General features: G+C 73.9%; 17 protein-coding genes. 10 read left to right on the top strand and 7 right to left on the bottom strand.

Annotation, left to right across the window (positions count from 1 at the left end; genetic code table 11):
* Positions 1 to 14 precede the first annotated feature (14 nt).
* A complete protein-coding gene (locus ABZS80_RS16665) occupies positions 15 to 1,661 on the bottom strand; it encodes a glycosyltransferase (RefSeq protein ID WP_355056641.1) in 1,647 nt (548 codons plus the stop codon).
* Positions 1,662 to 1,800: 139 nt separating this feature from the next.
* On the opposite strand from ABZS80_RS16665, the gene ABZS80_RS16660 reads away from it, so the two are divergent.
* The 4 genes from ABZS80_RS16660 to ABZS80_RS16645 are packed head-to-tail and all read left to right on the top strand — an operon-like array spanning position 1,801 to position 5,606.
* Positions 1,801 to 3,015 (top strand): glycosyltransferase, encoded by a 1,215-nt coding sequence (locus ABZS80_RS16660; RefSeq protein WP_355056639.1) that lies wholly within the window; start codon positions 1,801 to 1,803, stop codon positions 3,013 to 3,015.
* A gap of 28 nt (positions 3,016 to 3,043) precedes the next feature.
* Entirely contained in the window at positions 3,044 to 3,607 is a 564-nt protein-coding gene (locus tag ABZS80_RS16655) for a hypothetical protein (protein ID WP_355056637.1), read from the top strand.
* Positions 3,604 to 4,992 (top strand): glycosyltransferase, encoded by a 1,389-nt coding sequence (locus tag ABZS80_RS16650; protein ID WP_355056635.1) that lies wholly within the window; start codon positions 3,604 to 3,606, stop codon positions 4,990 to 4,992. The genes ABZS80_RS16655 and ABZS80_RS16650 overlap by 4 nt, the downstream gene beginning before the upstream one ends.
* Positions 4,989 to 5,606: a hypothetical protein gene (locus ABZS80_RS16645; protein WP_355056633.1), complete on the top strand. Its 618-nt coding sequence runs from the start codon at positions 4,989 to 4,991 to the stop codon at positions 5,604 to 5,606. Before ABZS80_RS16650 ends, ABZS80_RS16645 begins: the two co-directional genes overlap by 4 nt.
* A 51-nt stretch (positions 5,607 to 5,657) precedes the next feature.
* Here ABZS80_RS16645 and wecB read toward each other — a convergent pair whose 3' ends face one another.
* Positions 5,658 to 6,746: a UDP-N-acetylglucosamine 2-epimerase (non-hydrolyzing) gene (gene wecB, locus ABZS80_RS16640; protein ID WP_355056631.1), complete on the bottom strand. Its 1,089-nt coding sequence runs from the start codon at positions 6,744 to 6,746 to the stop codon at positions 5,658 to 5,660.
* Positions 6,747 to 6,982: 236 nt separating this feature from the next.
* Between wecB and ABZS80_RS16635 the strand changes: the two genes are divergently transcribed.
* Together ABZS80_RS16635 and ABZS80_RS16630 are read left to right on the top strand one after the other, a co-directional pair.
* Positions 6,983 to 8,449 carry a glycosyltransferase family 39 protein gene (locus ABZS80_RS16635; RefSeq protein ID WP_355056629.1) on the top strand — a complete coding sequence of 489 codons (1,467 nt, stop codon included), beginning with the start codon at positions 6,983 to 6,985 and terminating at the stop codon, positions 8,447 to 8,449.
* Between the two features lie 101 nt (positions 8,450 to 8,550).
* A complete protein-coding gene (locus ABZS80_RS16630; RefSeq protein WP_355056627.1) occupies positions 8,551 to 10,410 on the top strand; it encodes a hypothetical protein in 1,860 nt (619 codons plus the stop codon).
* Positions 10,411 to 10,413: 3 nt separating this feature from the next.
* Here the strand turns inward: ABZS80_RS16630 and ABZS80_RS16625 are convergent, their stop codons facing one another.
* Positions 10,414 to 11,589: a hypothetical protein gene (locus tag ABZS80_RS16625; protein WP_355056625.1), complete on the bottom strand. Its 1,176-nt coding sequence runs from the start codon at positions 11,587 to 11,589 to the stop codon at positions 10,414 to 10,416.
* A 328-nt stretch (positions 11,590 to 11,917) separates the two neighbouring features.
* On the opposite strand from ABZS80_RS16625, the gene ABZS80_RS16620 reads away from it, so the two are divergent.
* Both ABZS80_RS16620 and ABZS80_RS16615 read left to right on the top strand, forming a co-directional pair.
* Positions 11,918 to 13,480, top strand: coding sequence for a glycosyltransferase (locus ABZS80_RS16620; RefSeq protein ID WP_355056623.1), 1,563 nt, complete (start codon positions 11,918 to 11,920; stop codon positions 13,478 to 13,480).
* A 4-nt stretch (positions 13,481 to 13,484) separates the two neighbouring features.
* The gene (locus ABZS80_RS16615) at positions 13,485 to 14,768 is read left to right on the top strand and encodes a nucleotide sugar dehydrogenase (protein ID WP_151463099.1); all 1,284 of its coding nucleotides are present in this window, start codon (positions 13,485 to 13,487) and stop codon (positions 14,766 to 14,768) included.
* A gap of 74 nt (positions 14,769 to 14,842) precedes the next feature.
* Here the strand turns inward: ABZS80_RS16615 and ABZS80_RS16610 are convergent, their stop codons facing one another.
* Both ABZS80_RS16610 and ABZS80_RS16605 read right to left on the bottom strand, forming a co-directional pair.
* Positions 14,843 to 15,385, bottom strand: a complete 543-nt coding sequence (locus ABZS80_RS16610) for an acyltransferase (protein WP_355056620.1) — start codon at positions 15,383 to 15,385, stop codon at positions 14,843 to 14,845.
* 151 nt (positions 15,386 to 15,536) lie between these two features.
* Positions 15,537 to 15,875, bottom strand: a complete 339-nt coding sequence (locus ABZS80_RS16605) for a DUF952 domain-containing protein (protein WP_151463097.1) — start codon at positions 15,873 to 15,875, stop codon at positions 15,537 to 15,539.
* Between the two features lie 79 nt (positions 15,876 to 15,954).
* Here ABZS80_RS16605 and ABZS80_RS16600 point away from each other — a divergent pair, with 79 nt between their 5' ends.
* Positions 15,955 to 16,623, top strand: a complete 669-nt coding sequence (locus ABZS80_RS16600; protein ID WP_355056618.1) for a response regulator transcription factor — start codon at positions 15,955 to 15,957, stop codon at positions 16,621 to 16,623.
* A 10-nt stretch (positions 16,624 to 16,633) separates the two neighbouring features.
* Complete coding sequence (locus ABZS80_RS16595; RefSeq protein WP_355056616.1) at positions 16,634 to 18,088, top strand: HAMP domain-containing sensor histidine kinase; 1,455 nt, start codon at positions 16,634 to 16,636, stop codon at positions 18,086 to 18,088.
* A gap of 7 nt (positions 18,089 to 18,095) precedes the next feature.
* On the opposite strand, the gene ABZS80_RS16590 is transcribed toward ABZS80_RS16595, so the two are convergent.
* Both ABZS80_RS16590 and ABZS80_RS16585 read right to left on the bottom strand, forming a co-directional pair.
* Positions 18,096 to 19,049 (bottom strand): TAXI family TRAP transporter solute-binding subunit, encoded by a 954-nt coding sequence (locus ABZS80_RS16590; RefSeq protein WP_355056614.1) that lies wholly within the window; start codon positions 19,047 to 19,049, stop codon positions 18,096 to 18,098.
* A 123-nt stretch (positions 19,050 to 19,172) separates the two neighbouring features.
* Entirely contained in the window at positions 19,173 to 19,841 is a 669-nt protein-coding gene (locus ABZS80_RS16585) for a hypothetical protein (RefSeq protein ID WP_355056612.1), read from the bottom strand.
* Positions 19,842 to 19,910 lie beyond the last annotated feature (69 nt).

The following is a 19,910-nucleotide window of genomic DNA, read 5'->3' as shown; positions in this document are numbered from 1 at the left end:
CCGCGGTCGGCCGGTCAGTCCTGCGCGACGCCCAGCATCGCGTCGAAGTGCGGCGCGTTGACCGACCAGTCCCAGGTGGCCAGCGCGTGGTCCGACGCCGCCGCGCCGGTGGCCCGCCAGACCTCCTCGTCCGCGGTCGTGGCACGGATGCGGGCGGCCGCCTCGGCCGGGGTGGCGACCACCCAGTCGGCCGGGAAGACGGTACGCGCGCCGTGTGCCTGCCCGGCGAAGAAGGGCCAGTCGCGGACCACGGGCACCGCCCCGCTGGCGGCACCCTCCGCCACCGCACAGTGGAAGCTCTCGCGGACGGAGCTGCTGAGCACGACGCCGATCTCGGTCAGCACCTTCGGCACGTCGTCGGTGTGACCGATGCGCCGCACCGCCCCGGCCTGCTCCAGCTCGGCCAGGTCCGCCTCCAGCGCCTCCGAGTAGTGGCGGGCCGCCCTGCTGAGGCCGGTGTCGAGCCCCTTGCCGACGAGGAACAGGCGGTACCGCTCGTCCTCGGCGCGCAGCCGGCGCAGCACCTCGATCGCCCAGCGCGGGTCCTTGGCCACGACGCCGACCCCCACGAGGCCCAGGGTGAAGCGGGCCGCCGCGTCCTTGGGTTGCCGGTACGGCCGCAGGTGCAGCGCGTTGGTGAGCACGTGCGACCGGGGAGCATCCGGGCCCGTGAGCCCGAGCGCCACCGTGGCGGCGAAGTCACGCAGATGCGTGGAGACGAAGACGACGTCGTCCACCCGGCTGAAGTCGATCACATGGGGCCACTGGCCGAACGCCTCGTAGCTGTGCAACCGGACGACGACGCGGGTGTCGCCGGGGTCGACCAGGGTGACCATGGCCGCGGTGCCGACGGCCCAGTCGACGAACACCGTGTCCGCCCAGTCGAGGTGCGGCCGGAGCCAGCGCTCCACCTGCGCGCCGTAGTCCGTGCCGCCGAGCAGCGCCTCGGCCACGATCCGGGCGTTCTGGCGCACCAGCGGCGCGGCCACCGGGTCGTCGGCCAGGTGCAGGTAGCGCAGCTCCACCCCGGGGTGTCGCGCGTACCGCTCGCGGATCTCGTGCAGGAAGTGGGCGCTGCCGTTGACCAGCACCAACAGCCGCAGCGGCCGGTCGGTGGGCGGTGGGGCAGCCGGCACCGCCCGGCCGCGGGGCGCCAGCAGGGCGCGGCCCACGGCGCTGCGGCGCAGCGGCCCGAGGTAGCCGGCGGGGTCGTCGACCAGGGGCGACGTGAGCTGATCGAAGTGCAGGACCCGGTGCGACTGGGTGCGCAGGGCACGGTGCAGGCGCCGGGCGGCGGCGCTCCCGTCGCCCCGCGCGTACGCCTCGTCGGCCGCGAACAGCTCGGCCTCGACGGCCTCCCTGAGGTGCGCGGGCGTCCGGCCCTCGGCCAGCTCGTCGGTGGCCTCCTGGATGAGCAGGTCGGCGCGGGTGGCCGGATCCACCGCGCCGGCCACCGCCACCAGGGCCGCGCGGGACTCGCCCGCCGGCCACCCGGCCCGGGTCATCCCGGAGCGCAGCCGGCGGGCCAGCGCCCCCCGCGCCCTGATCGGCAACAGCGGCGCGGAGGCCAGCCCGCGGATCAGGCGCGCTGCCGCGCGGTGCCGGACCACCCGGGGAGCCGTGACCCGGCGGAAGGCGCTGTCCACCAGCTTGTTGCCCATCAGGCCAGGTCTTCTCGGAGCATGGGACGTTCTCCCGGTGGCTGTGCGGAACCCGTCGACCCGCGCGGGCCGACTGAGCACGATCGACAGCGTGCATGTTAACGTGGCGTCGTCTGGACGTACGACGAGGAAGGTTCGGGTGCCGGCAACTTCTGAGCGGGACGTCGTCGTCATCACGCCGTGGTTTCCGACCCGGGAACTCCCCTTCCGGGGGTCGTTCGTGCAGGCGATGGTCGATGCCACCGCACCCGGGTGCGACCGGATGACGGTCTACCACTGCGACGCGTGGGTCGCCGCGCTCGACGCCGTGGCCGAGCGCCGGGTCCGTGAGGCCCACCACGCGCTCCTCGCCCGCTCGCTGCACCGCACACCGACCGTCGGCGGCGCCGACCTGGTCTTCCTTCCGGTGCCCGTGCCGCGTGGCCTGGGTCACGCCGAGATCGCCGAACGGCACGACGAGGCGCTCCGCGCCGCGCTCGGCGGCCGACCGATCGAGGCGCCCGTCGTGCACGCCCACGTCGGCCTGCCCAGCGGTTGGGCGGCCGTCCGCAACGCCGGACCCGACACCAGGGTCTTCGTCACCGAGCACGCGAGCTTCCTGGACAAGGTGCTCGAAACCCCACGCGGCCGGGAGATGTACGACGAGGTGCTGCACCGGTGCGCCGGTTTCCTCGCCGTCGGCGACGGGGTGCGGCGCCCGCTGGTCGAGGCGTTCCCGCACCACGCGGAGCGGATCGGCGCGATCTCCAACCCGATCTCCTTCGACCAGTCCCGCCCCGAGCCGATCACCGAGCTTCGGCGCTGGCTCTTCGTCGGCGCGCTCTCCGAGCTGAAGGGCGTGCCGCTGCTGCTTGAGGCTTTCGCCCGGTGCCGGTCGCAGGATCCCTCCCTGACCCTCACCCTGGTCGGGGAGGGCGCGCTGCTGGCGAGCCTGACCGCGCGGGCGGCGGAGCTGGGTGTGGCGGACGCGGTCACCTTCACCGGTGCGGTCCCACCCCATGAGGCGCTGCGTCTGATGCGCGAGCACGACCTGCTGGTGCACCCGAGCCGCAAGGAGACCTTCGGCGTGGCGGTGCTCGAAGGGATCGCGGCGGGCCTTCCCGTCCTGGTCACCCGCTGCGGCGGTCCCGAGCGGACCCTCGCCGGCATCGAGGAAGCCGCCGGCGTCATGATCGACGTGACGGACGACCCGGACACGATCGTCGCCGGCTACCAGCAGCTGAGGTCCCGCTTCCCGGCCGGCTTGGACCCGGCGCTCGTCCGCAAGGTGTTGTCCGCCCGCTACGGATACGCCGCGGTCGCCGACACGCACCACCGCCTGTGGTTCTCCGACGAGGCCGCTCCGTCGGCCTGACGTCGCGAGCCGGAGCTGATGGAGTGACATGCACGTCCTTTTCCTGTCGGTCGGCGCCGTCCGACGGCGCGCGGTAGTGGCGGAGTCCGCCCAGGTCGTCGCCGACGGCGGCACGGCCACCGTGGTGGTCGACCGGATGGCTCCCTGGAGCCGCGAGACCTTCGCGGCCGGTGTCCGGGTCGTCGAGCTGGCCGCCCTGCAGCGGCGCATGCCGGCGCAGCGCATCGAGCAGGCGGTGCTGTTCAAGGCGCCCCGCAAGATCCTGCGAACGGTCGGGCGAGGCCCGCTGCGTGGCTTCTCCAAGCGGGCCGAGCGTGCCTACCAGACGCGGTTCGCCGACCGTGCCCACCGGGCGTTCCTCCGGCTGCGGGGCGACACCCGGGCGAAGTTGATCGCTCGGGTCGGCGCCCAGCCGCGGGCGGATGTGCTTGTCGTCACTGATCCGGTCGCCATGCCGTACGCCGCGCGCCTGATCGGCGCTTCTCACGCCCCGGCGATTCCGAGAGTGTGCTTCAGCTACGACTACGCTGGTCTCACGCCCGAAGGTCAATACCGGCCAGATCCGGACTTCGTCCAGGGGGACAACCAATGAACCGGTCGCGGACGCCGCGCCGACCTCGCATTCTCTACCTGTCGTTCTACTTCCCGCCGTCGCGTGCCAGCGGCGTGTACCGGGCCCGTGCCACCGCGAACTACCTCGCGGCGAACGGGTGGGAGGTGACCGCCTTCGCGTCGCCGCTGAGCTTCCTGCACAGGGTGATCGGCTCGGTGGACGAGCAGCTGGCCGAGACGGTCGATCCGGCCATCCGGGTGGAGCGTCCCCGCATCAGTCACTTCGCCTGGGAGCGGGACCTGCGGGCGTACGGGCGGTTCCGTGGGTTGTCGCCGATCCTGGCCCGCAACCTCTACAACTTCGGGTTGAAGAAGTTCTTCCCCGAGCACTACCTTTCCTGGGCGGTCGCCTCGGTGCGCAAGGCCCTGCGCATGCACGCCCGCCGGCGGTTCGACGTGGTGCTGGCGACCGGCAACCCGTTCGCCTCGTTCGCCGCCGCCTGGCTGATCCACAAGGCGACCGGCGTGCCGTTCGTCGTCGACTACCGGGACGCGTGGACGCTGAACATGTTCACCGAGGAGCCGGGCTACGAGCCGGGCCACCCCGCCTGGAAGTGGGAGCGGCGCATCCTGCGCGACGCCGCCGCGTCGGTCTTCGTCAACCAGCCGCTGCGCGCCTGGTACGCCGAGCGCTACCCGGACTCCGCCGACCGGATGATGGTGGTGCCGAACGGCTGGGATCCGGATCTGCTCACCCAGTTGGAGCAGGAGGAGCCGGCGACCACCGCCGACCGCACCCGCCCCCTGCGCTTCACCTTCCTGGGCACGATGAACGCCACCCAGCCGGTGGAGCAGCTCGCCGACGCGTTCCAGCTGGCCCGGCGCCATCCCGACCTGGCCGACGCGGAACTCAACATCCACGGGCACCTGGGCTACTTCAAGCAGAGCAAGGGCGAGCTGATCGACCGGCTCGGGCTGACCCAGGGCGAGGCCGGCCACTCGCTGCCGGACACCGGCATCCACTACCGCGGTCCGGTCTCGAAGACCGAGGTGGGCAGGGTCTACCAGGAGAGCGACGTCCTGGTCTTCCTCGCAGGCGGCGCACGCTACGTGACCTCCGGCAAGATCTTCGAGTACATGGCCAGCGGCCATCCCATCGTCTCCGTGCACGCCCCCGGCATCGCCGCGCAGGACGTCCTTGCCGGCTATCCCCTCTGGTTCAACCCGGAAAGTCTGGACGTCAACGACATCGCCGAGGCGATGATCGCCGCCGGCAAGGCCGCGCGGGACATGTCGCCCGAGCAACGGGCCCAGGCGCGCGCCCATGCCGCGACGTTCACCCGCGAGGCGGTGACCGCGCCGCTGGAGGCCCGGCTGCGGAGCATGGTCAGGCAGAAGATCGCCGCGGGGAGGATCGGATCGTGACGTTCGTCGAGGAACACGGGGCGCCGGCCGTGGAGCCGGGTACGGTCCGAAAGCCGAGGGTCCTGCTGCTGGCGTTCAACCGGAAGCCGCACGAGAAGGTCGTGGCGCTCGCCGAGCGCCTGCTCGACGAGGGCGCCCGCGTCGACGTGGTGGTGCTCACCGACAAGAACTGGACGGAGCTGGCCGACCGGCCGGACCTGCGTTTCTTCGCGCTCGGCCCGGCGGAGCAGCGGCATCCGGTGATGCGTGCCGAGCGCCTCGTCGTGACCAGCGGGCCGCGACGGGTGCTGAGTGGGCTGAGCCGGCTCTCCGGCGAGGGCGCGGTGGCCCGCCCGATCGAGGGCCTCAGCCGGGGGCAGCAGCGGGTGAGCAAGGCCTTCCACAAGCGGGTCTTCATGAAGGTCTACCAGAATTTCCGGCCGCTGCTGCTGGCCCGGCTGTTCGACCGGCGGCTTCCCGAGATCGACCTCCAGGGCGATCCCGCGGACCTCATCGTGGCCTCCGACGCGCTGTCGATCACGCTCGGGTGGCGGCTCGCCCGCCGTTTCCCGCACGCCGTCGCCACCACCTCGCTGGTCCCGCCGTCGATGGCCGAGATCGTCGCCCGCTCCTGACCGGCCTGGGCGGTCCTCCGGGTGGCCGGTGGCCACCCGGAGGACCCGGGCTCAGCGGACCTGTTCGGCGAGGACCCGCACGACGTTCTGGGCAGCTCGACCGTCGCCGTACGGGTTGCCCCGTCCGGCCGCCGGGCGGCCGCGGGTGGCCAGCTCGACCCACGCGGAGCGACCGAGCGCGGCCGGATCCGGCACGAGCCGGTTCCAGTCGTCGGCCAGCGTCTCCACCCACTCCGTCTCCGGCCGCAGCGTGGTGCACGGCCGGTCCAGCAGGTAGGCCTCCTTCTGCAACCCGCCGGAGTCGGTGACCACGCCGACGGAGCCGAGCACCGCGGCGACCATCCCGGCGTACGGCAGCGGCCGGCCCACGTGCAGCGCCCCGCCACCCAGCTTGATGCCATGCTCCTCGGCCCTGGCCAGCAGCCGGGGGTGCGCCAGCAGGGCGACCGGCACGGGCAGTTCGGCGAGCGCGGACACCAGGGCGCCGAGCCGCCGCGGGTCGTCGGTGTTCTCCGCCCGGTGCAGCGTCGCCAGCAGGTACGGCGCGTCCGGGTCGATGCCCTCCGGCAGTTCCGGGCGGGGCTGGCCGCCGGCGCGCACGGTGTCGCGCACCCGGAGGCAGACGTCGACCATCACGTCGCCGACCAGCACGGTGCGCTCCGCCAGCCCCTCCGTGGCCAGGTGGCGCACGGCCTCCTCGGTCGGCGCGAGCAGCAGGTCGGCGCAGTGGTCGGTGAGCACCCGGTTGTGCTCCTCGGGCATCCGCCGGTTGAACGAGCGCAGCCCGGCCTCGAGGTGCGCGACCGGCAGGTGCATCTTGACCGCGGAGAGCGCACCGGCCAGCGTCGAGTTGGTGTCGCCGTAGACCAGCACCCAGTCCGGCCGCTCGGCGGCCAGCACCGGGTCGAGGGCGGACAGGGTCCGGCCGGTCTGCACGCCGTGGCTGCCGGAGCCGATGCCCAGGTGGACGTCCGGGTCGGGGATGCCCAGGCCCGAGAAGAAGACGTCGGAGAGGTCCGCGTCGTAGTGCTGCCCGGTGTGCACGATCACGTGCTCGTGCTCAGTGGCGGCGAACGCCGCGGCGATCGGCGCGAGCTTGACCAGCTGTGGCCGGGCTCCGACGATGCTGACGACCTTCATGTGGCTGATTCCTCCGATTGTCCTGTCCGCGGTCGGTCTGGGTGTCCGTCTCGTCGGATTTGAGGGCCACCCAGGCTAACATCGCCCCTGCGGCCGGGCCTGCGCCGACGGGCGTGGGGCAGCCGGGACGGCCGGCGTCACCGCGCTGATCACGTCCCCCGGCCCCGGGTGAGGTCGCCTAGAGTGTGCCTCGGTCATGAACGGTGGCGGCTCAGCCTGGGAACAAGGGAGTCTACGTGAACGAAGCACCCCGCGACGATCCGGCCGACAGCGGTGGGAGCGTCGCCGTGGCCGTTGATCCGGCGCCCGGGGCGGCTGAGCCGGCGTCGAGTCCGACGGTGCGGTGGCGATACTGGCCCGTGGTCGCCATGGCGGTCACCGGTGTCGCGCTGTACGGCTTCTGGCACCTGAGCAGGCACCTGCCACCGATCGGCTACGGCTACTTCGCCCGCCCCCCGATCTACGGCATCTTCAACCCGACCTGGGGCCGGCTCACGCTCACCGTCCTCCCGGCCGCGGTGCTGCTGGCCGGGGTCGGCTGGACGGTCATCTCCTGGCGGCGGGTGCCGTCCTGGCTGGCCCTCACGCTCGTGGTGCTCGCCGGAGCGGTCACCGCCACCACGGTCAACCTGGTCCGCGGCGACGTCGGCGACCTGACCCGGGGCGTCGACACCGGTCCGAAGTCGTCCTACTACACCTCGGACCTGCACCTCGTCTACGAGTTCGGGTTGCGGGGGTTCGTCGAGCGGCACGCCGAGATCACCGACCGGTTCCACTCGTACAGCTCGCGGACCCACCCGGCGGGCGTGTTCGTCTTCCTCTACCTGCTGTTCCGGGTCCTCGGCGCGTCGCACGAGCTCCGGATCGCCGCGGTCATCGCCGTCGTCGCCCTCACCTCCGCGGTCTCCGCCTGGCTGATCGGCCGGACCCTGGGCGGCGAGCGGGCCGGCCGGATGGGCGCGGTGCTGTTCGCCGCGGCCCCCGGGCCGCTGATGCTCGCCTACAGCAACCTCGACACCGTGTACGCCGTGCCGATGTCGCTGAGCGCGGCGCTGTTCGTGCTGGCCGCCCAGCGGCGGTCGGTGCGGGTGGCCGCGATCGCGGGGGCGGTGCTCGGCGTCGGCACCCTGATGACCTTCGCCACCTCGTTCATCGTGCTCGCCGCCACCATCGCCCTGGTGGTCCAGGTGGGCTGGCGCGCCGCCGCCCGGTTGCTGGCCGGCGCGGCGGGCGGTGGGGTGGCGGTGCTGCTGCTGGCCTGGCTGACGCTCGGGTTCGACATCCTCGCCTCCTACCAGGCGTCGCCCTCGTCGTCCTCCAACAACTACCGCTGGTACTGGCTCGCGGGGAACCCGGCGGCCCTGCTGATGTACGCCGGGCTTCCCCTGGCCGTCCTCGGGATCTACGCGCTGTTCCGTCGGGTGCCGGGCGCCGGACGGCCGCTGCTGGTGACCGTGCTCGTGGTGGGCCTGCTCGTCTGGGCTGCCCTGCCGCCCGAGGTGACCAAGCTGCGCCAGGGCGAGATCGAGCGGACCTGGGCCTTCCTCTACCCGATGCTCGCCGGCTGCGCGGGGCTGGTGGTGGATCGGTGGACCGCCGGGTTCGACCGGCGTTGGCTGCGCGGCGCGGTCGTCGCCGCGCTGGTGCTCCTGTCGGTCGGTCAGGCGGTCCTGTTCCAGGGGCTCTACGACAACTTCTTCTGATCCGGCGGCGCCGGCCGGGGTCTGACGCGGAAGCGGACGAACACCGGCCGGTTTCCGGGTGGACGGGGCGGGTCGGCCCGGGTTTCGTAGACTCTTGCGCCATGACCACGTCCGGGCCCGAGACCCGAACCCACGACGCCGCTCCCGCCGACGCCGCCCAGGCGCCGGTGGATCCTGCCGACAGCCGGAGCGGGGAGCAGCCGGCCGGGGTGCCGGAGGGCGCCGCGCCGGCCCGGTGGTGGCGGGTTCCCGTCGACCTCGTGGTCGCTGCGGTGTTCCTGGCCGGCGGCCTCTGGGTGACGGCGCGCGGCTGGCGGGACGTCGACGGCCGGCTCCTCGGCACGCGCCCGGACGACCAGGGCTTCAACGAGTGGATGCTGGCGTACGCGGCCCACGGGGTCCGTCACCTGGAGAACCCGTTCTTCACGACGTTGCAGAACGCGCCCGACGGCGTGAATCTGATGACCAACGTCGGCATGCAGCTCCCGGGGCTGGTGCTCGCGCCGGTCACCCTGCTCTTCGGCGCCTCCGTCTCCTACCTGCTCCTCATCACGCTCAACCTGGCCGGCACCGGCTACGCCTGGTACCACGTGCTGTCCCGGCACGTCGTGCGCTCCCGTGCCGCCGCCTTCGCCGGAGGCGTGTTCTGCGCCTTCGCGCCGGCCCTGGTGTCGCACAGCAACGGACATCCGCACATCACGGCGCAGTGGCTGGTGCCGTTCATCGGGTGGCGGGTCCTCGTGCTCGCCCGGCACGGCCGCATGCTGCGGGACGGCCTGCTCCTCGGTGTGCTGATCGCCGCCCAGTTCTTCGTCAGCCTGGAGATCCTCTTCCTGCTCGCGCTGTGCTGCCTGATGGTCGTCCTCGCCCACCTCGTCGTCGAGCCACGGGTGGCGCTGCGCCGGGCCGGCCGGCTGGCCGGCGGCCTCGCGGTCGCCGGGTCCGTCGTCGCAGTCGTGGCCGCCTACCCGCTGTGGATGCAGTTCAGCGGGCCCCAGCACCGGGTGGGTCATCCCGGCGCGGCGGACGTCTACGCGCTCAAGCTCGGCTCCTACGTCCGCTACGCGACCGAGTCGATCGCCGGCAGCCCGACCAGCGCCGGCGGCTGGGGGCCGAACACCACCGAGCAGGCCAGTTTCTACGGCTGGTCGTTGCTGGTGGTCGCGCTCGCCGCGGCGTGGTGGCTCCGCGGGGAGGTCACGGTCCGGGTGCTCGCCCTGGTCGCCGTGGTCTGCGCGCTGCTGTCCATCGGCACCACCTGGACGTGGGGAACCGAGCGCACCTCTATCCCGGCGCCGTTCGCGCTCGTGGAGCACCTGCCCGTCTTCGACTCGGTGGTGGTGGCGCGCTTCGCGCTGATCACCACGGGCGCGATCGGCGTGCTGCTCGCCCTCGCCGGGGACCGCCTTGTCGCGCGGAGCAGGTCCGGGCGGCCGGCCGACCGGCTGCTCGTCCGCCTGGCCGGCGTGGCGGCGCTGGCCGCGCTGCTGCCGATCCTGCCTACCCCGCTGGCGGCCCAGGGGCGGCCGGCGGTGCCGCACTTCGTCACCGGAGGCGCGTGGCGCGATCATGTCGCCCCCGGCCGCACCCTGGTGCCGGTCCCGGTGGCCAACATGACCTCGGTCTACTGGAGTTCGGCGGCGCTGGCGGGGTTCGCGGTCCCGCAGGGTTACTTCCTCGGTCCGGTCTCGAAGACGGACGCGACCGGCCGCTGGGGGGTCGAGCCGCAGCCGACCGCGAAGCTGCTCACCGAGGTGGCGGCGGGCCGGCGGCCCGCCGCGGTCACCCCGGCCGAGGTGGCCCAGGCCCGCGCCGACGCGCGGTACTGGCGGGCGGACGCGGTGGCGCTGCCGCGCCACCGCCGGCAGGCCGAGCTCCGGACGGTGCTCGACGCGCTGTACGGCCCGGGGCAGCGGGTGGACGACGTCTGGCTCTGGGACGTGCGCCCGTTCAGCCGCTGAGCGTCACGGTGACCGGTTCCAGATGATCAGGACGTATCCGCCGAAGTAGGCGGAGAGGATGGTCAGGGTCGCCAGGACGGCAACCGCGCGCGCCCAGCCGGCACGGGCCAGCGCGACCGCGACCGGCAACAGGAGCGGGAAGGCGGGAAGCAGGAAGCGGGCCTTGGCGTGGTAGTAGCCGGCGGCGCCGAGCGTGGTGAGCAGCACCAGTCCGCTGTACAGCAGGAGCTGCCACGGCTGCCGGTCGAGCAGGCTGATCACGAACAACGTCACGGCCGTCAGCACCACGAGGGTCACCACGTACATCGCCAGCGCGGACGGGTGCGCGAGCACCCGCTGCGCCACCCGTACCGTGTCGACGCCCAGGTCGAAGGTGGTGCCCCAGCCGGCGTCCTGGATGTGGAACCACCCGTCCGGCCGGCCGGTGCGCCAGCCGACCCAGGCCAGGTAGCCGACCCAGCCGGCCGGGGCGAGCAGCAGCGCCGCCCAGGGACGCCAGCCGTCCCGGCGCCGCAGAACCGCGATCAACGCGGCGAGGCACACCGCCGCGACCAGTGCCGAGCCGGTCGGCCGGGTGAGGCCCGCGCACAGGCAGAGCAGCCCCGCGGCGAGCCAGTTGGCGCGGAGCAGCGCGTAGAGGGACCACGCCGCGAAGGCGGTGAAGATGCCCTCGCTGTAGCTCATCGACTGGACGATGCTGTGCGGCAGCGCGCCCCAGAGCACGGCGAGCAGGATGCCGACCCGCCGGTCGTACACGTGTTCGCCCACGGCGAACAGGCCCCACGCGGCGGCGAGCGCCCCGACCGCGGCGACGGCCAGGGCCGTGTTGCGTGACCCGAGCGGGGTCAGCGGTTCGAGCGCCCCGACCAGGTGGGGATAGAGCGGGAAGAACGCCATGTCGCTCTGGACGCGTGCGAACCCGTCGTAGCCGTGCTGGGCGATGCCGAGGTACCACCGGCCGTCGGACTCGGTGAGGAGGCTGCCCGGCCGCTCACCGGCGTTGCGGGCCCACACGTAGAGGGTGAGCAGCCCGACCAGTCGGACGAGGACGTAACCGGCGAGCGCGGGAAGGGCGGACCGGAAGGCGGTCACCAGCCGGGTCGAGGGGGCGGGTCGGGCGGCCCGGTCCGCGGTGGCCGGCCGCACCGGCGGGTGCTCCTCGCTCGTCAGCAGGGTCATGTCCGAGTCCTGTCCGCGTGGTGTCCGGCGTGCCATGACCGGCCTGGCTTCGGGGGCTGACCTGTGGTGACGAGGGTCCGGTCACGATCAGGAGCCGCGTGCAGGGTAGCAATGGCCGCGACCCGCCCCGGAACACCCAGTGGCGACGACTTCCGGCGGCCCGGTTGTCGTAGACTCGCTCGGGTCCGCGGGTGCGGTGCTTGTTGACACGGAGACGGACGGGCATGGGTTCTGACGGCACGATCGCGGCGGCGGGCCTGCCGGCGGGCGACCCGGGACGGGGCAGCTTCATGATCGACGCGCAGAGGCCCGGGAAGGCGGCAGGACGGTGACCCAGCCGGACGTGACCGTCGTCGTCGCCGTCTACAACACCATGCCGGATCTGACCACCTGCCTCCAGTCCCTGCTCGACCAGACGATCGGGCACGACCGGCTCGAGATCGTGGCGGTGGACGACGGTTCGACCGACGGCAGCGGGGCCGAGCTGGACCGGTTCGCCGCGGCCCACCCCGACGTGATCAAGGTCCGCCACCAGGAGAACTCCGGCGGGCCCGCGACGCCCAGCAACCGGGCACTCGAGCTGGCCACCGGACGGTACGTGTTCTTCATCGGCGCCGACGACCACCTCGGCCCGGAGGCGCTGGAGCGGATGGTGACGGCCGCCGACCGGTGGGGCTCGGACGTGGTGCTCGGCCGCATGGTGGGTGTCAACAAGCGGTACGTGCACCAGGAGATCTTCGACCAGACCAGGTCCGACGTCGACCTGTTCACCTCGGCGCTGCCGTTCGCCCTGTCCAACACCAAGCTCTTCCGGCGCGAGCTGGTGGAGCGGCACCGGCTGCGGTTCCCGGAGGACATGGCGGTCGGCAGCGATCAGCCGTTCACCATCGAGGCGTGCCTGCGCGCCGGCCGCATCTCCGTGCTCGCCGACTACGACTACTACTACGCCGTCAAGCGACTCAACGCCGGCAACATCACCTACCGTAGCGATCACCTGGCCCGCCTGGACTGCGTCGAGCGCATCGTCCGGTTCGTCGCGGAGCTGATCGAGCCGGGGGAGCGGCGCGACGCCGTGCTCCGGCGACACTTCGCGTGGGAGGTCGCCAAGCTGCTGCGGTCCGACTACCTCCAGCTCGACCAGGACACCCAGGAGCAGATCCGCGGCCGCGTCGGCAAACTCGTCCGCGAGCACCTCACCGATCGGATCCGCGGCCAGCTCAACATCTCGGCGCGGGTGCGGCTCGGCACCGCGGCGTACGGGCGGCGGGCCGACCTCCTCGCGATCCTCGGGCAGGACGCGAAGGACGGGCTGCCACCCACGGTGGTCAAAGATCAGCACTGGTACGCCGCCTACCCGGGTTTCGGCGACCCGGAGTCCGGCGTCCGCGACGAGTGGTTCGAGCTGGACACCGCCGCGACGCAGTGGCTCGCCAGGCTGGACGCGGTGTCGGTACGCTGGGTCACCGGAGCCGACGGCGAACGGGGGGTCCAGGTCTTCGCCCGGAGCCCTCGCTCCGACCTCGCCGAGCTGGTCGGCGGTGACCTCTCCCTGTTCGTGGGGAAGGTGACGGCCGTCGTGCGGCCGTTGCCGTCGGACCCGATGGGAACGACCGTGGACGCCACGTTCCGGGTCCGGGACCTGGTGGCCGACCTGGGCCCGGCCGGGGGCAGCCGGACGGTCCGCGCCCGGGTGGCCGACGGCCGCGCCACTCCGCTACGGGGCCTGCGGCCGTCGCCCGTGCAGCGGGTGCTGCACCGCGACGGCGGCCGGTTCCACCTCATCACCGTCACCAACAACCACAGAGGTCAATTGGCGTTCACCGTCTCTCCGGTGACGCTGCGCCGCGTCGTGGCCCGCCTTCGCCGCCGGCTTCCGCTAGGAGGAAAGTAGTTTCATGAACATCTGCGTCGTCGCGCTCGGCAAGATCGGTCTGCCGCTCGCCGTGCAGTTCGCCTCGAAGGGGCACCGCGTGATCGGTGCCGACGTCTCGGAGCGGGTCGTCCAGCTGGTCAACGACGGTGCCGTGCCGTTCCCCGGCGAGGCCGACCTGGACGTCAAGCTCAAGGAGACGGTCGCCGCGGGGCTCCTGTCGGCCACCACCGACACGGCCGCCGCGGTCGCCGAGTCCGAGGCCGTCGTCGTGGTCGTGCCGCTCTTCGTCGACGCCGAGGGCGTGCCGGACTTCGGCTGGATGGACGACGCCACCCGGGCCATCGCCCGCGGGCTGAAGCCCGGCACCCTGGTCAGCTACGAGACCACCCTGCCGGTCGGCACCACCCGCAACCGCTGGGCCCCCATGCTGGAGGAGGGCTCCGGCCTCACCGCCGGCCAGGACTTCCACCTGGTGTTCAGCCCGGAGCGGGTGCTCACCGGCCGGGTCTTCGCCGACCTGCGCCGCTACCCCAAGCTGGTCGGCGGCGTCGACGAGGCGTCGGCCGAGCACGGCGTGCGGTTCTACGAGGCGGTGCTGGACTTCGACGAGCGGGCCGACCTCGACCGCCCGAACGGCGTCTGGGACCTCGGCTCGGCCGAGGCCTCCGAGCTGGCCAAGCTCGCCGAGACGACCTACCGCGACGTCAACATCGGCCTGGCGAACCAGTTCGCCCGCTTCGCCGACACCGTGGGCGTCGACGTCACCAAGGTCATCGAGGCCTGCAACACCCAGCCGTACAGCCACATCCACTCGCCGGGCATCGCCGTCGGCGGCCACTGCATCCCGATCTACCCGCGGATGTACCTGTGGAACGACCCGGCGGCCACCGTGGTCCGCTCGGCCCGCGAGGCCAACGCCGCCATGCCGGAGTACGCCGTCGACCTGCTCGCCGCCGCGTACGGGGACCTGACCGGGGTGGGCGTGCTGGTGCTCGGCGCCGCCTACCGGGGCGGCGTCAAGGAGACCGCCTTCTCCGGCGTCTTCCCGACCGTCGAGGCGCTGCGCGCGCGGGGCGCCGTCCCGTACGTCGCCGACCCGATGTACACCAACGAGGAGCTGGCCGCGCACGGCCTCCCCGGCTACGAGGGCGAGCCGGTCGGCGCGGCGGTCATCCAGGCCGACCACGCCGAGTACCGCAACCTCACCCCGGCCGACCTGCCGGGCGTGACGGTGCTGGTCGACGGTCGCCGGGTCACCGACCCGGCGCGCTGGACCGGCGTCCGCCGGGTGGTCATCGGCGGCTGATCCTCCCGCAGGGTTCCGGGCCCCGGCCGTGTGACGGCCGGGGCCCGCTCGCGTCCCGCCACCCCGCCGCGCGCTCAGCCCTGGTGCGGCGGGTTGTCGACGTCCCGGGAGATGACCTCGCCCTTCTCGTCCACCCAGCCCTTCGGACGGGCCGGGTTGCCGGCCACCAGCTGGTACGGCTTGACGTCCCGGGTGACCACCGAGCCGGCGGCGATCATCGCGTACTCGCCCACCTCGATGCCGCAGACCAGGGTGGCGTTCGCGCCGATCGAGGCACCCCGGCGGACCATGGTAGGGGTGATGGTCCAGTCCGGGTTCTGGGCGCGCGGGCGGAAGTCGTTGGTGAACACCGCGCAGGGGCCGACGAAGACCTCGTCCTCGATGGTCACGCCCTGGTAGACCGAGACGTTGTTCTGGATCTTCACCCGGTCGCCGACGGTGACCTGCGCGTCCACGTACACGTTGCGGCCGATCACACAGCCGGCGCCCACCTGCGCGGTCGACCGGATGTGGGCCAGGTGCCAGACCTTGGTGCCGTCGCCGACCCGGGCGCCGTCCTCCACGTCGGCCGTCGGGTGGACGAAGACGGAGGCGGGCCGCTCGTTGCTGTCAGTCATGTCAACTCGCATCGTGGCAGGGCGCGTCGTCGCGCCGTCGGTGCCGGACGGTCGCGCCGGCTGACCACCGCGCGCCCGGCCGGGCCAGGGCCACCCGGCCGCGCCGGGCTCCCGGAGCCGGCGGGCGGGCACGTCGCAGCATAGCGAGCCGTCACGCCACCAGTTCGGCCACCGCGTCGGCGGCGGGCCGGTCGGCGGGCAGGGGATGCGCGGCCACCACCGCGTCCACCGGCAGCGCCGCGTAGAGGTGCGGGAAGCGCGCGCCGCCACGGGACACCTCCCAGCGCAGCGCGTCGCCGAGGCGCGCCTCGTCCACCGCCAGGACGGTGAGGCCGGTGACCCCGGCGAAGACCCGGCGGGCGGTCTCCACCACCTGGTCCGCCGCGGACAGGTGGATGTAGCCGTCCTGCCGGTCCATCGCGGTGCCGGTGAACCGCCCGGCCGCCCGCGCCTGCTCCCACTCGGTGTCGGCCAGAATCTTGTAGATCACCACCGCAGCCTAGAAGCCCACCGGGCCTCCCGTCCCGCCGCGTCGTCTGCCACCATTCGCAGGGCAGCACGTCGAGCGGATGGAGGCACGGGTGCGGATCCTCCTGGTCGAGGACGATCGTCGGGTCGCCGCGGCCCTGTCGTCGGCGCTCACCCGGCGCGGATACGAGGTGGAGCACGCCGCCACCGTCGGGGCCGCGCTCTCCGCCGCCCCCTGCGACCTGGTGCTGCTCGACCTGACCCTGCCCGACGGGGACGGCACCGACCTGTGCCGGGAGCTGCGCCGGCGCAGCAGCCAGCTCGGCATCATCGCGGTGACCGCCCGGGGTGAGGAACGCGACCGGGTGCTCGGGCTGCGGCTGGGCGCCGACGACTACGTGGTCAAGCCGTTCTCGATGGTGGAGCTGCAGGCGCGGATCGAGGCGGTGCTGCGCCGGGCCGCGCACACCGCGCCGGAGCGCAGTCTCATCGAGGCCGGCGCCGTGCGCATCGACGTGGGCGGCCGGACCGTCACCGTGGCCGGCCGGCCCGTGGCGCTCACCCGCAAGGAGTTCGACATCCTGCTCTCCCTGGCCCGCCAGCCCGGGGTCGCCGTGCCGCGGGACCGGATCCTGCTCGACGTCTGGGGCACGACCTGGGCCGACCGGCACACCGTGGAGGTGCACGTCGGCTCGCTGCGCGGCAAGCTCGGCGACCCGACGTTGGTGGAGACCGTCCGCGGGGTCGGCTACCGGCTCCGCGGCGAGTGAGGAGGCAGCCGTGCGCCGCCGGTTGGTGATCAGTTACCTGCTGCTGATGGTGCTGGTGCTGCTCGCCCTGGAGACCCCGCTGGCGGCCACCCTGGCCACCCGGGAGACCGACCGGGTGCGCGCCGACCGGCTCGCCGACGCCACCCGGTTCGCGTCGCTGGCCGGCCCGGCGCTGCGCGGCGGCACCCCCGGCCCGCTGGACGCGGAACTGGCCGCCTACGACGACCTCTACGGCATCGGGGCGGCCGTGGTGGACCGCGACCGCCGCACCGTGGTCGCCTCCACGCGCTGGGAGTTCGGCACGGGCACCGACCTCGCCCTGGACACCGCGCTGGCCGGGCAGCAGTTCAGCCAGCCGGAGGCGGTCCGCCCCTGGGTGAGCGGGCCGCTGGTGGTGGCCGTCCCGATCAACGACGGCGGCGAGGTGCTCGGCGCCGTGGTCACCACGACCCCGGCGGCCAAGGTGCGCGGCACCGTCACCGCCTGGTGGCTGCTGCTCGCCGGCATCGGCCTGCTCGCGGTGCTGGCCTGCGTCTCCACCGCCTTCGGGCTGGCCGGCTGGGTACTGCGCCCGGTCACCGAGCTGGACGCGGTCACCCACGAGATCGCCGAGGGGCACCGGCGGGCCCGGGTCCGCCCCCGCCTCGGCCCACCCGAGCTGCGCCGGCTGGCGACCAGCTTCAACGACATGGCCGACGCGGTCTCCGACGTGATGGACCGGCAGCGGGCGTTCGTCGCGCACGCCAGCCACCAGCTGCGCAACCCGCTGACCGCGCTGCGGCTGCGGGTGGAGGAGCTGGGGCCGAGCCTCACCGACCCCGACGGCCGGGCCGAGCACCAGCTGGCCCTGGAGGAGACCGACCGCCTGGCCACCGTGCTCGACGCGCTGCTCACCCTGGCCCGCGCCGAGCGGGAGGAGAACCAGCGGGTCACTGTGGACGCCGCCGGGATCGCCGCCTCCCGGGTGGCGGCCTGGCTGCCGCTCGCCCGGCACCGGTCGGTCACCCTCGCGCTCCACGGGACCGGCACGCCCGCGTACGCCCGGACCGTGCCGACCGCCGTCGACCAGGCGCTCGACGCGCTGATCGACAACGCGGTCAAGTTCAGCGGCGCCGGGGGAGCGGTCACGGTGTCCGTACGCCCGGCCGACGGCGGGATCGCGCTGGAGGTGCGGGACACCGGCCCCGGCATGACGGCCAGCCAGCTCGACCAGGCCACCGAGCGGTTCTGGCGGGCCCCGGACGTGCAGAACGTCGACGGCGCCGGGCTCGGGCTGACCATCGTGGCGGTGCTGGTCGACGCCTCCGACGGCCGGCTGACCATGCGTCAGGGCGAGCCGCGGGGGCTCGTCGCCGAGGTGTGGTTCCCGGCCCCGGACGACGAGCTCGTCGAGCCGGACGAACCCGCCCCGGCGCTCGACGACGGCCCGGTCGAACCGGTCGGCTCCGAGGTCGGGCAGCGCTGAGCCCGCCTCAGGGCTTGGTGGCCCGGTACCAGTCGGCCGCGCCCGGGTGCAGCGGCAGCGGGGTGGTGACGATCGCCGCCCGGGGACTCATCCGGCCGGCCGCCGGATGCGCCGCGGCCAGCTCCTCCCGGCGCTCCATCAGCAGCCGCGTCACCTCGCGCACCAGCGCCGCCGGCAGGTCGGCGCTGGCGATCAGGTAGTTCGGGTTCGCCACCGTGCTGACCGGGTCCGCCCCGTAGACGGAGCGGGGGATGTCCCGGGTGACGTAGACCTGCCCGTACCCGCGGCGCAGCGGCTCGGTCCAGTCGCCCAGGTCGACCATCCGCACCGAGGTGCTGCCGGCCAACTCGGCGACGCCGCGCACCGGCAGGCCGCCCGAGAAGAAGAAGGCGTCGATCCGGCCGGCGCGCAGCGCCGCCACCGAGTCGTCCAGGCCGAGACGCTCCTGGCGGACCTGGCCGCCGCCGAGCTGGGCCACGGCCAGCAGCCGGCTGGCCGTGACCTCGGTGCCGGAGCCGTCGGCGCCCACCGACACCCGCCGGCCCCGCAGGTCGGCCAGGGTGCGCACCGGGCCGCCGGCCGTGGTGACCAGGTGCAGCAGGTCGTCGTAGACCCGGGCCACGGCGAGCACCGCGGGATGCTCCGGCGCGCGGGGCGGCAGCACGTCGGCCTGGGTGAAGCCCAGCTCCGCCTCGCCGGAGCCGACCAGCCGGACGTTCTGCGCGGACGCCGCGGTGACCTCCACAGTGGCCCGCACGCCGGGCAGCTCGCGGTTCAGCAGGGCGGCCAGCGACTGGCCGAAGGCGTGGTAGACGGCCGTGGGGCTACCCGTGGCGATCCGGATCCGCACCGGCTCGGTGGGCTCGTCCCGGCAGCCGGCCAGACCGGCCACGAGCACCAGGAGGAGCGCCAGCGGGGCGGCGGTCCGGCGCCGGCCGCGCGCAGACCAGTGTCGGCTCACGGGCAGCACTCTGCGCCGTGGAGCGCCCGCCGCGCAAGCCCGGCCGCGCACCGTCACGTCCGGGGCCGGCCCCGCGGTGCTGCGGTGACCGCGGGTCGGCCCGGGCGTGGCGGTCGGGCGTGGTCAGCAGGCCGCCGCCGGGGCCAGCGCGGCGCTCTCGGTGATCCGCACCCGGTGCGGGCCGTTGGCCACGCTCACCAGGAAACAGCCCGCGCCGGGCCGGAGCACCGCGGGGACGTCCAGCAGCGCCGCGCCCCGGACCAGCACCGCGGCCAGGTCCCGGTCGGCCAGCCGGATGCCGAGGCTGTGCCGGCGCACGTGCCGCCCGCCGGCCAGCAGCGCCGCCCGCCACGCCGCGGCGGCCAGCCGGGGCCGCCACACGCGGCGGGCCGTGGAGGCGCCGGGGAAGGGACCGCCCAGCAGTTCCCGGCGGCCCTGCCGCCAGCCGGCCTCCAGCAGCGCCGCGTACGCCGGCCGGTGCTCCCGGGGCACCGACAGCCGGTGCAGCTCGTACCGGCGGCGCAGGCCGCCCGTGGTCAGCTCGTGCTCCACCGGCACGTCCAGCCGCTGCAGCAGCTGCCGCATCCGGTGCGCCGCGTCCTGGCGGTTGAACTCGGCGATCCCGCCCCGGTGCGTGCCGGCGTCGACCCGGCGGGTGTCGGTGGCCGGGGGCGGGGTGCAGCGCACCAGGCAGGCGACCTCGAAGGCGTCGGCCAGGGTGAGCCAGTCGAGCGGCGGGGGTGGCGACGACTGGCGGGGCCGGTCGAGCAGGGTGGTGGACTCGGGGGCCATCGGAACAGCTCCTTGGTCGGAATCGGGGTTCCCTAACCGTGACCCCCGGCGTCCGCGCCGCGAAACCGC

The sequence above is a fragment of the Micromonospora sp. NPDC005305 genome (assembly GCF_040607315.1).
Lineage (GTDB): Bacteria > Actinomycetota > Actinomycetes > Mycobacteriales > Micromonosporaceae > Micromonospora.
The sequence above is the reverse complement of the archived record's forward strand: the minus strand, read 5'-3'. Positions and strand labels throughout refer to the sequence as shown.

Excerpts from the sequence above, each read along its gene's own strand:
- ABZS80_RS16610 (WP_355056620.1), bottom strand. The coding sequence starts at position 15,385 with ATGACTGACAGCAACGAGCGGCCCGCCTCCGTCTTCGTCCACCCGACG.
- ABZS80_RS16600 (WP_355056618.1), top strand. The coding sequence starts at position 15,955 with ATGGAGGCACGGGTGCGGATCCTCCTGGTCGAGGACGATCGTCGGGTC.
- ABZS80_RS16665 (WP_355056641.1), bottom strand. The coding sequence starts at position 1,661 with ATGGGCAACAAGCTGGTGGACAGCGCCTTCCGCCGGGTCACGGCTCCC.
- ABZS80_RS16630 (WP_355056627.1), top strand. The coding sequence starts at position 8,551 with ATGACCACGTCCGGGCCCGAGACCCGAACCCACGACGCCGCTCCCGCC.
- ABZS80_RS16655 (WP_355056637.1), top strand. The coding sequence starts at position 3,044 with ATGCACGTCCTTTTCCTGTCGGTCGGCGCCGTCCGACGGCGCGCGGTA.
- ABZS80_RS16585 (WP_355056612.1), bottom strand. The coding sequence starts at position 19,841 with ATGGCCCCCGAGTCCACCACCCTGCTCGACCGGCCCCGCCAGTCGTCG.
- ABZS80_RS16650 (WP_355056635.1), top strand. The coding sequence starts at position 3,604 with ATGAACCGGTCGCGGACGCCGCGCCGACCTCGCATTCTCTACCTGTCG.
- ABZS80_RS16615 (WP_151463099.1), top strand. The coding sequence starts at position 13,485 with ATGAACATCTGCGTCGTCGCGCTCGGCAAGATCGGTCTGCCGCTCGCC.
- wecB (WP_355056631.1), bottom strand. The coding sequence starts at position 6,746 with ATGAAGGTCGTCAGCATCGTCGGAGCCCGGCCACAGCTGGTCAAGCTC.
- ABZS80_RS16625 (WP_355056625.1), bottom strand. The coding sequence starts at position 11,589 with ATGACCCTGCTGACGAGCGAGGAGCACCCGCCGGTGCGGCCGGCCACC.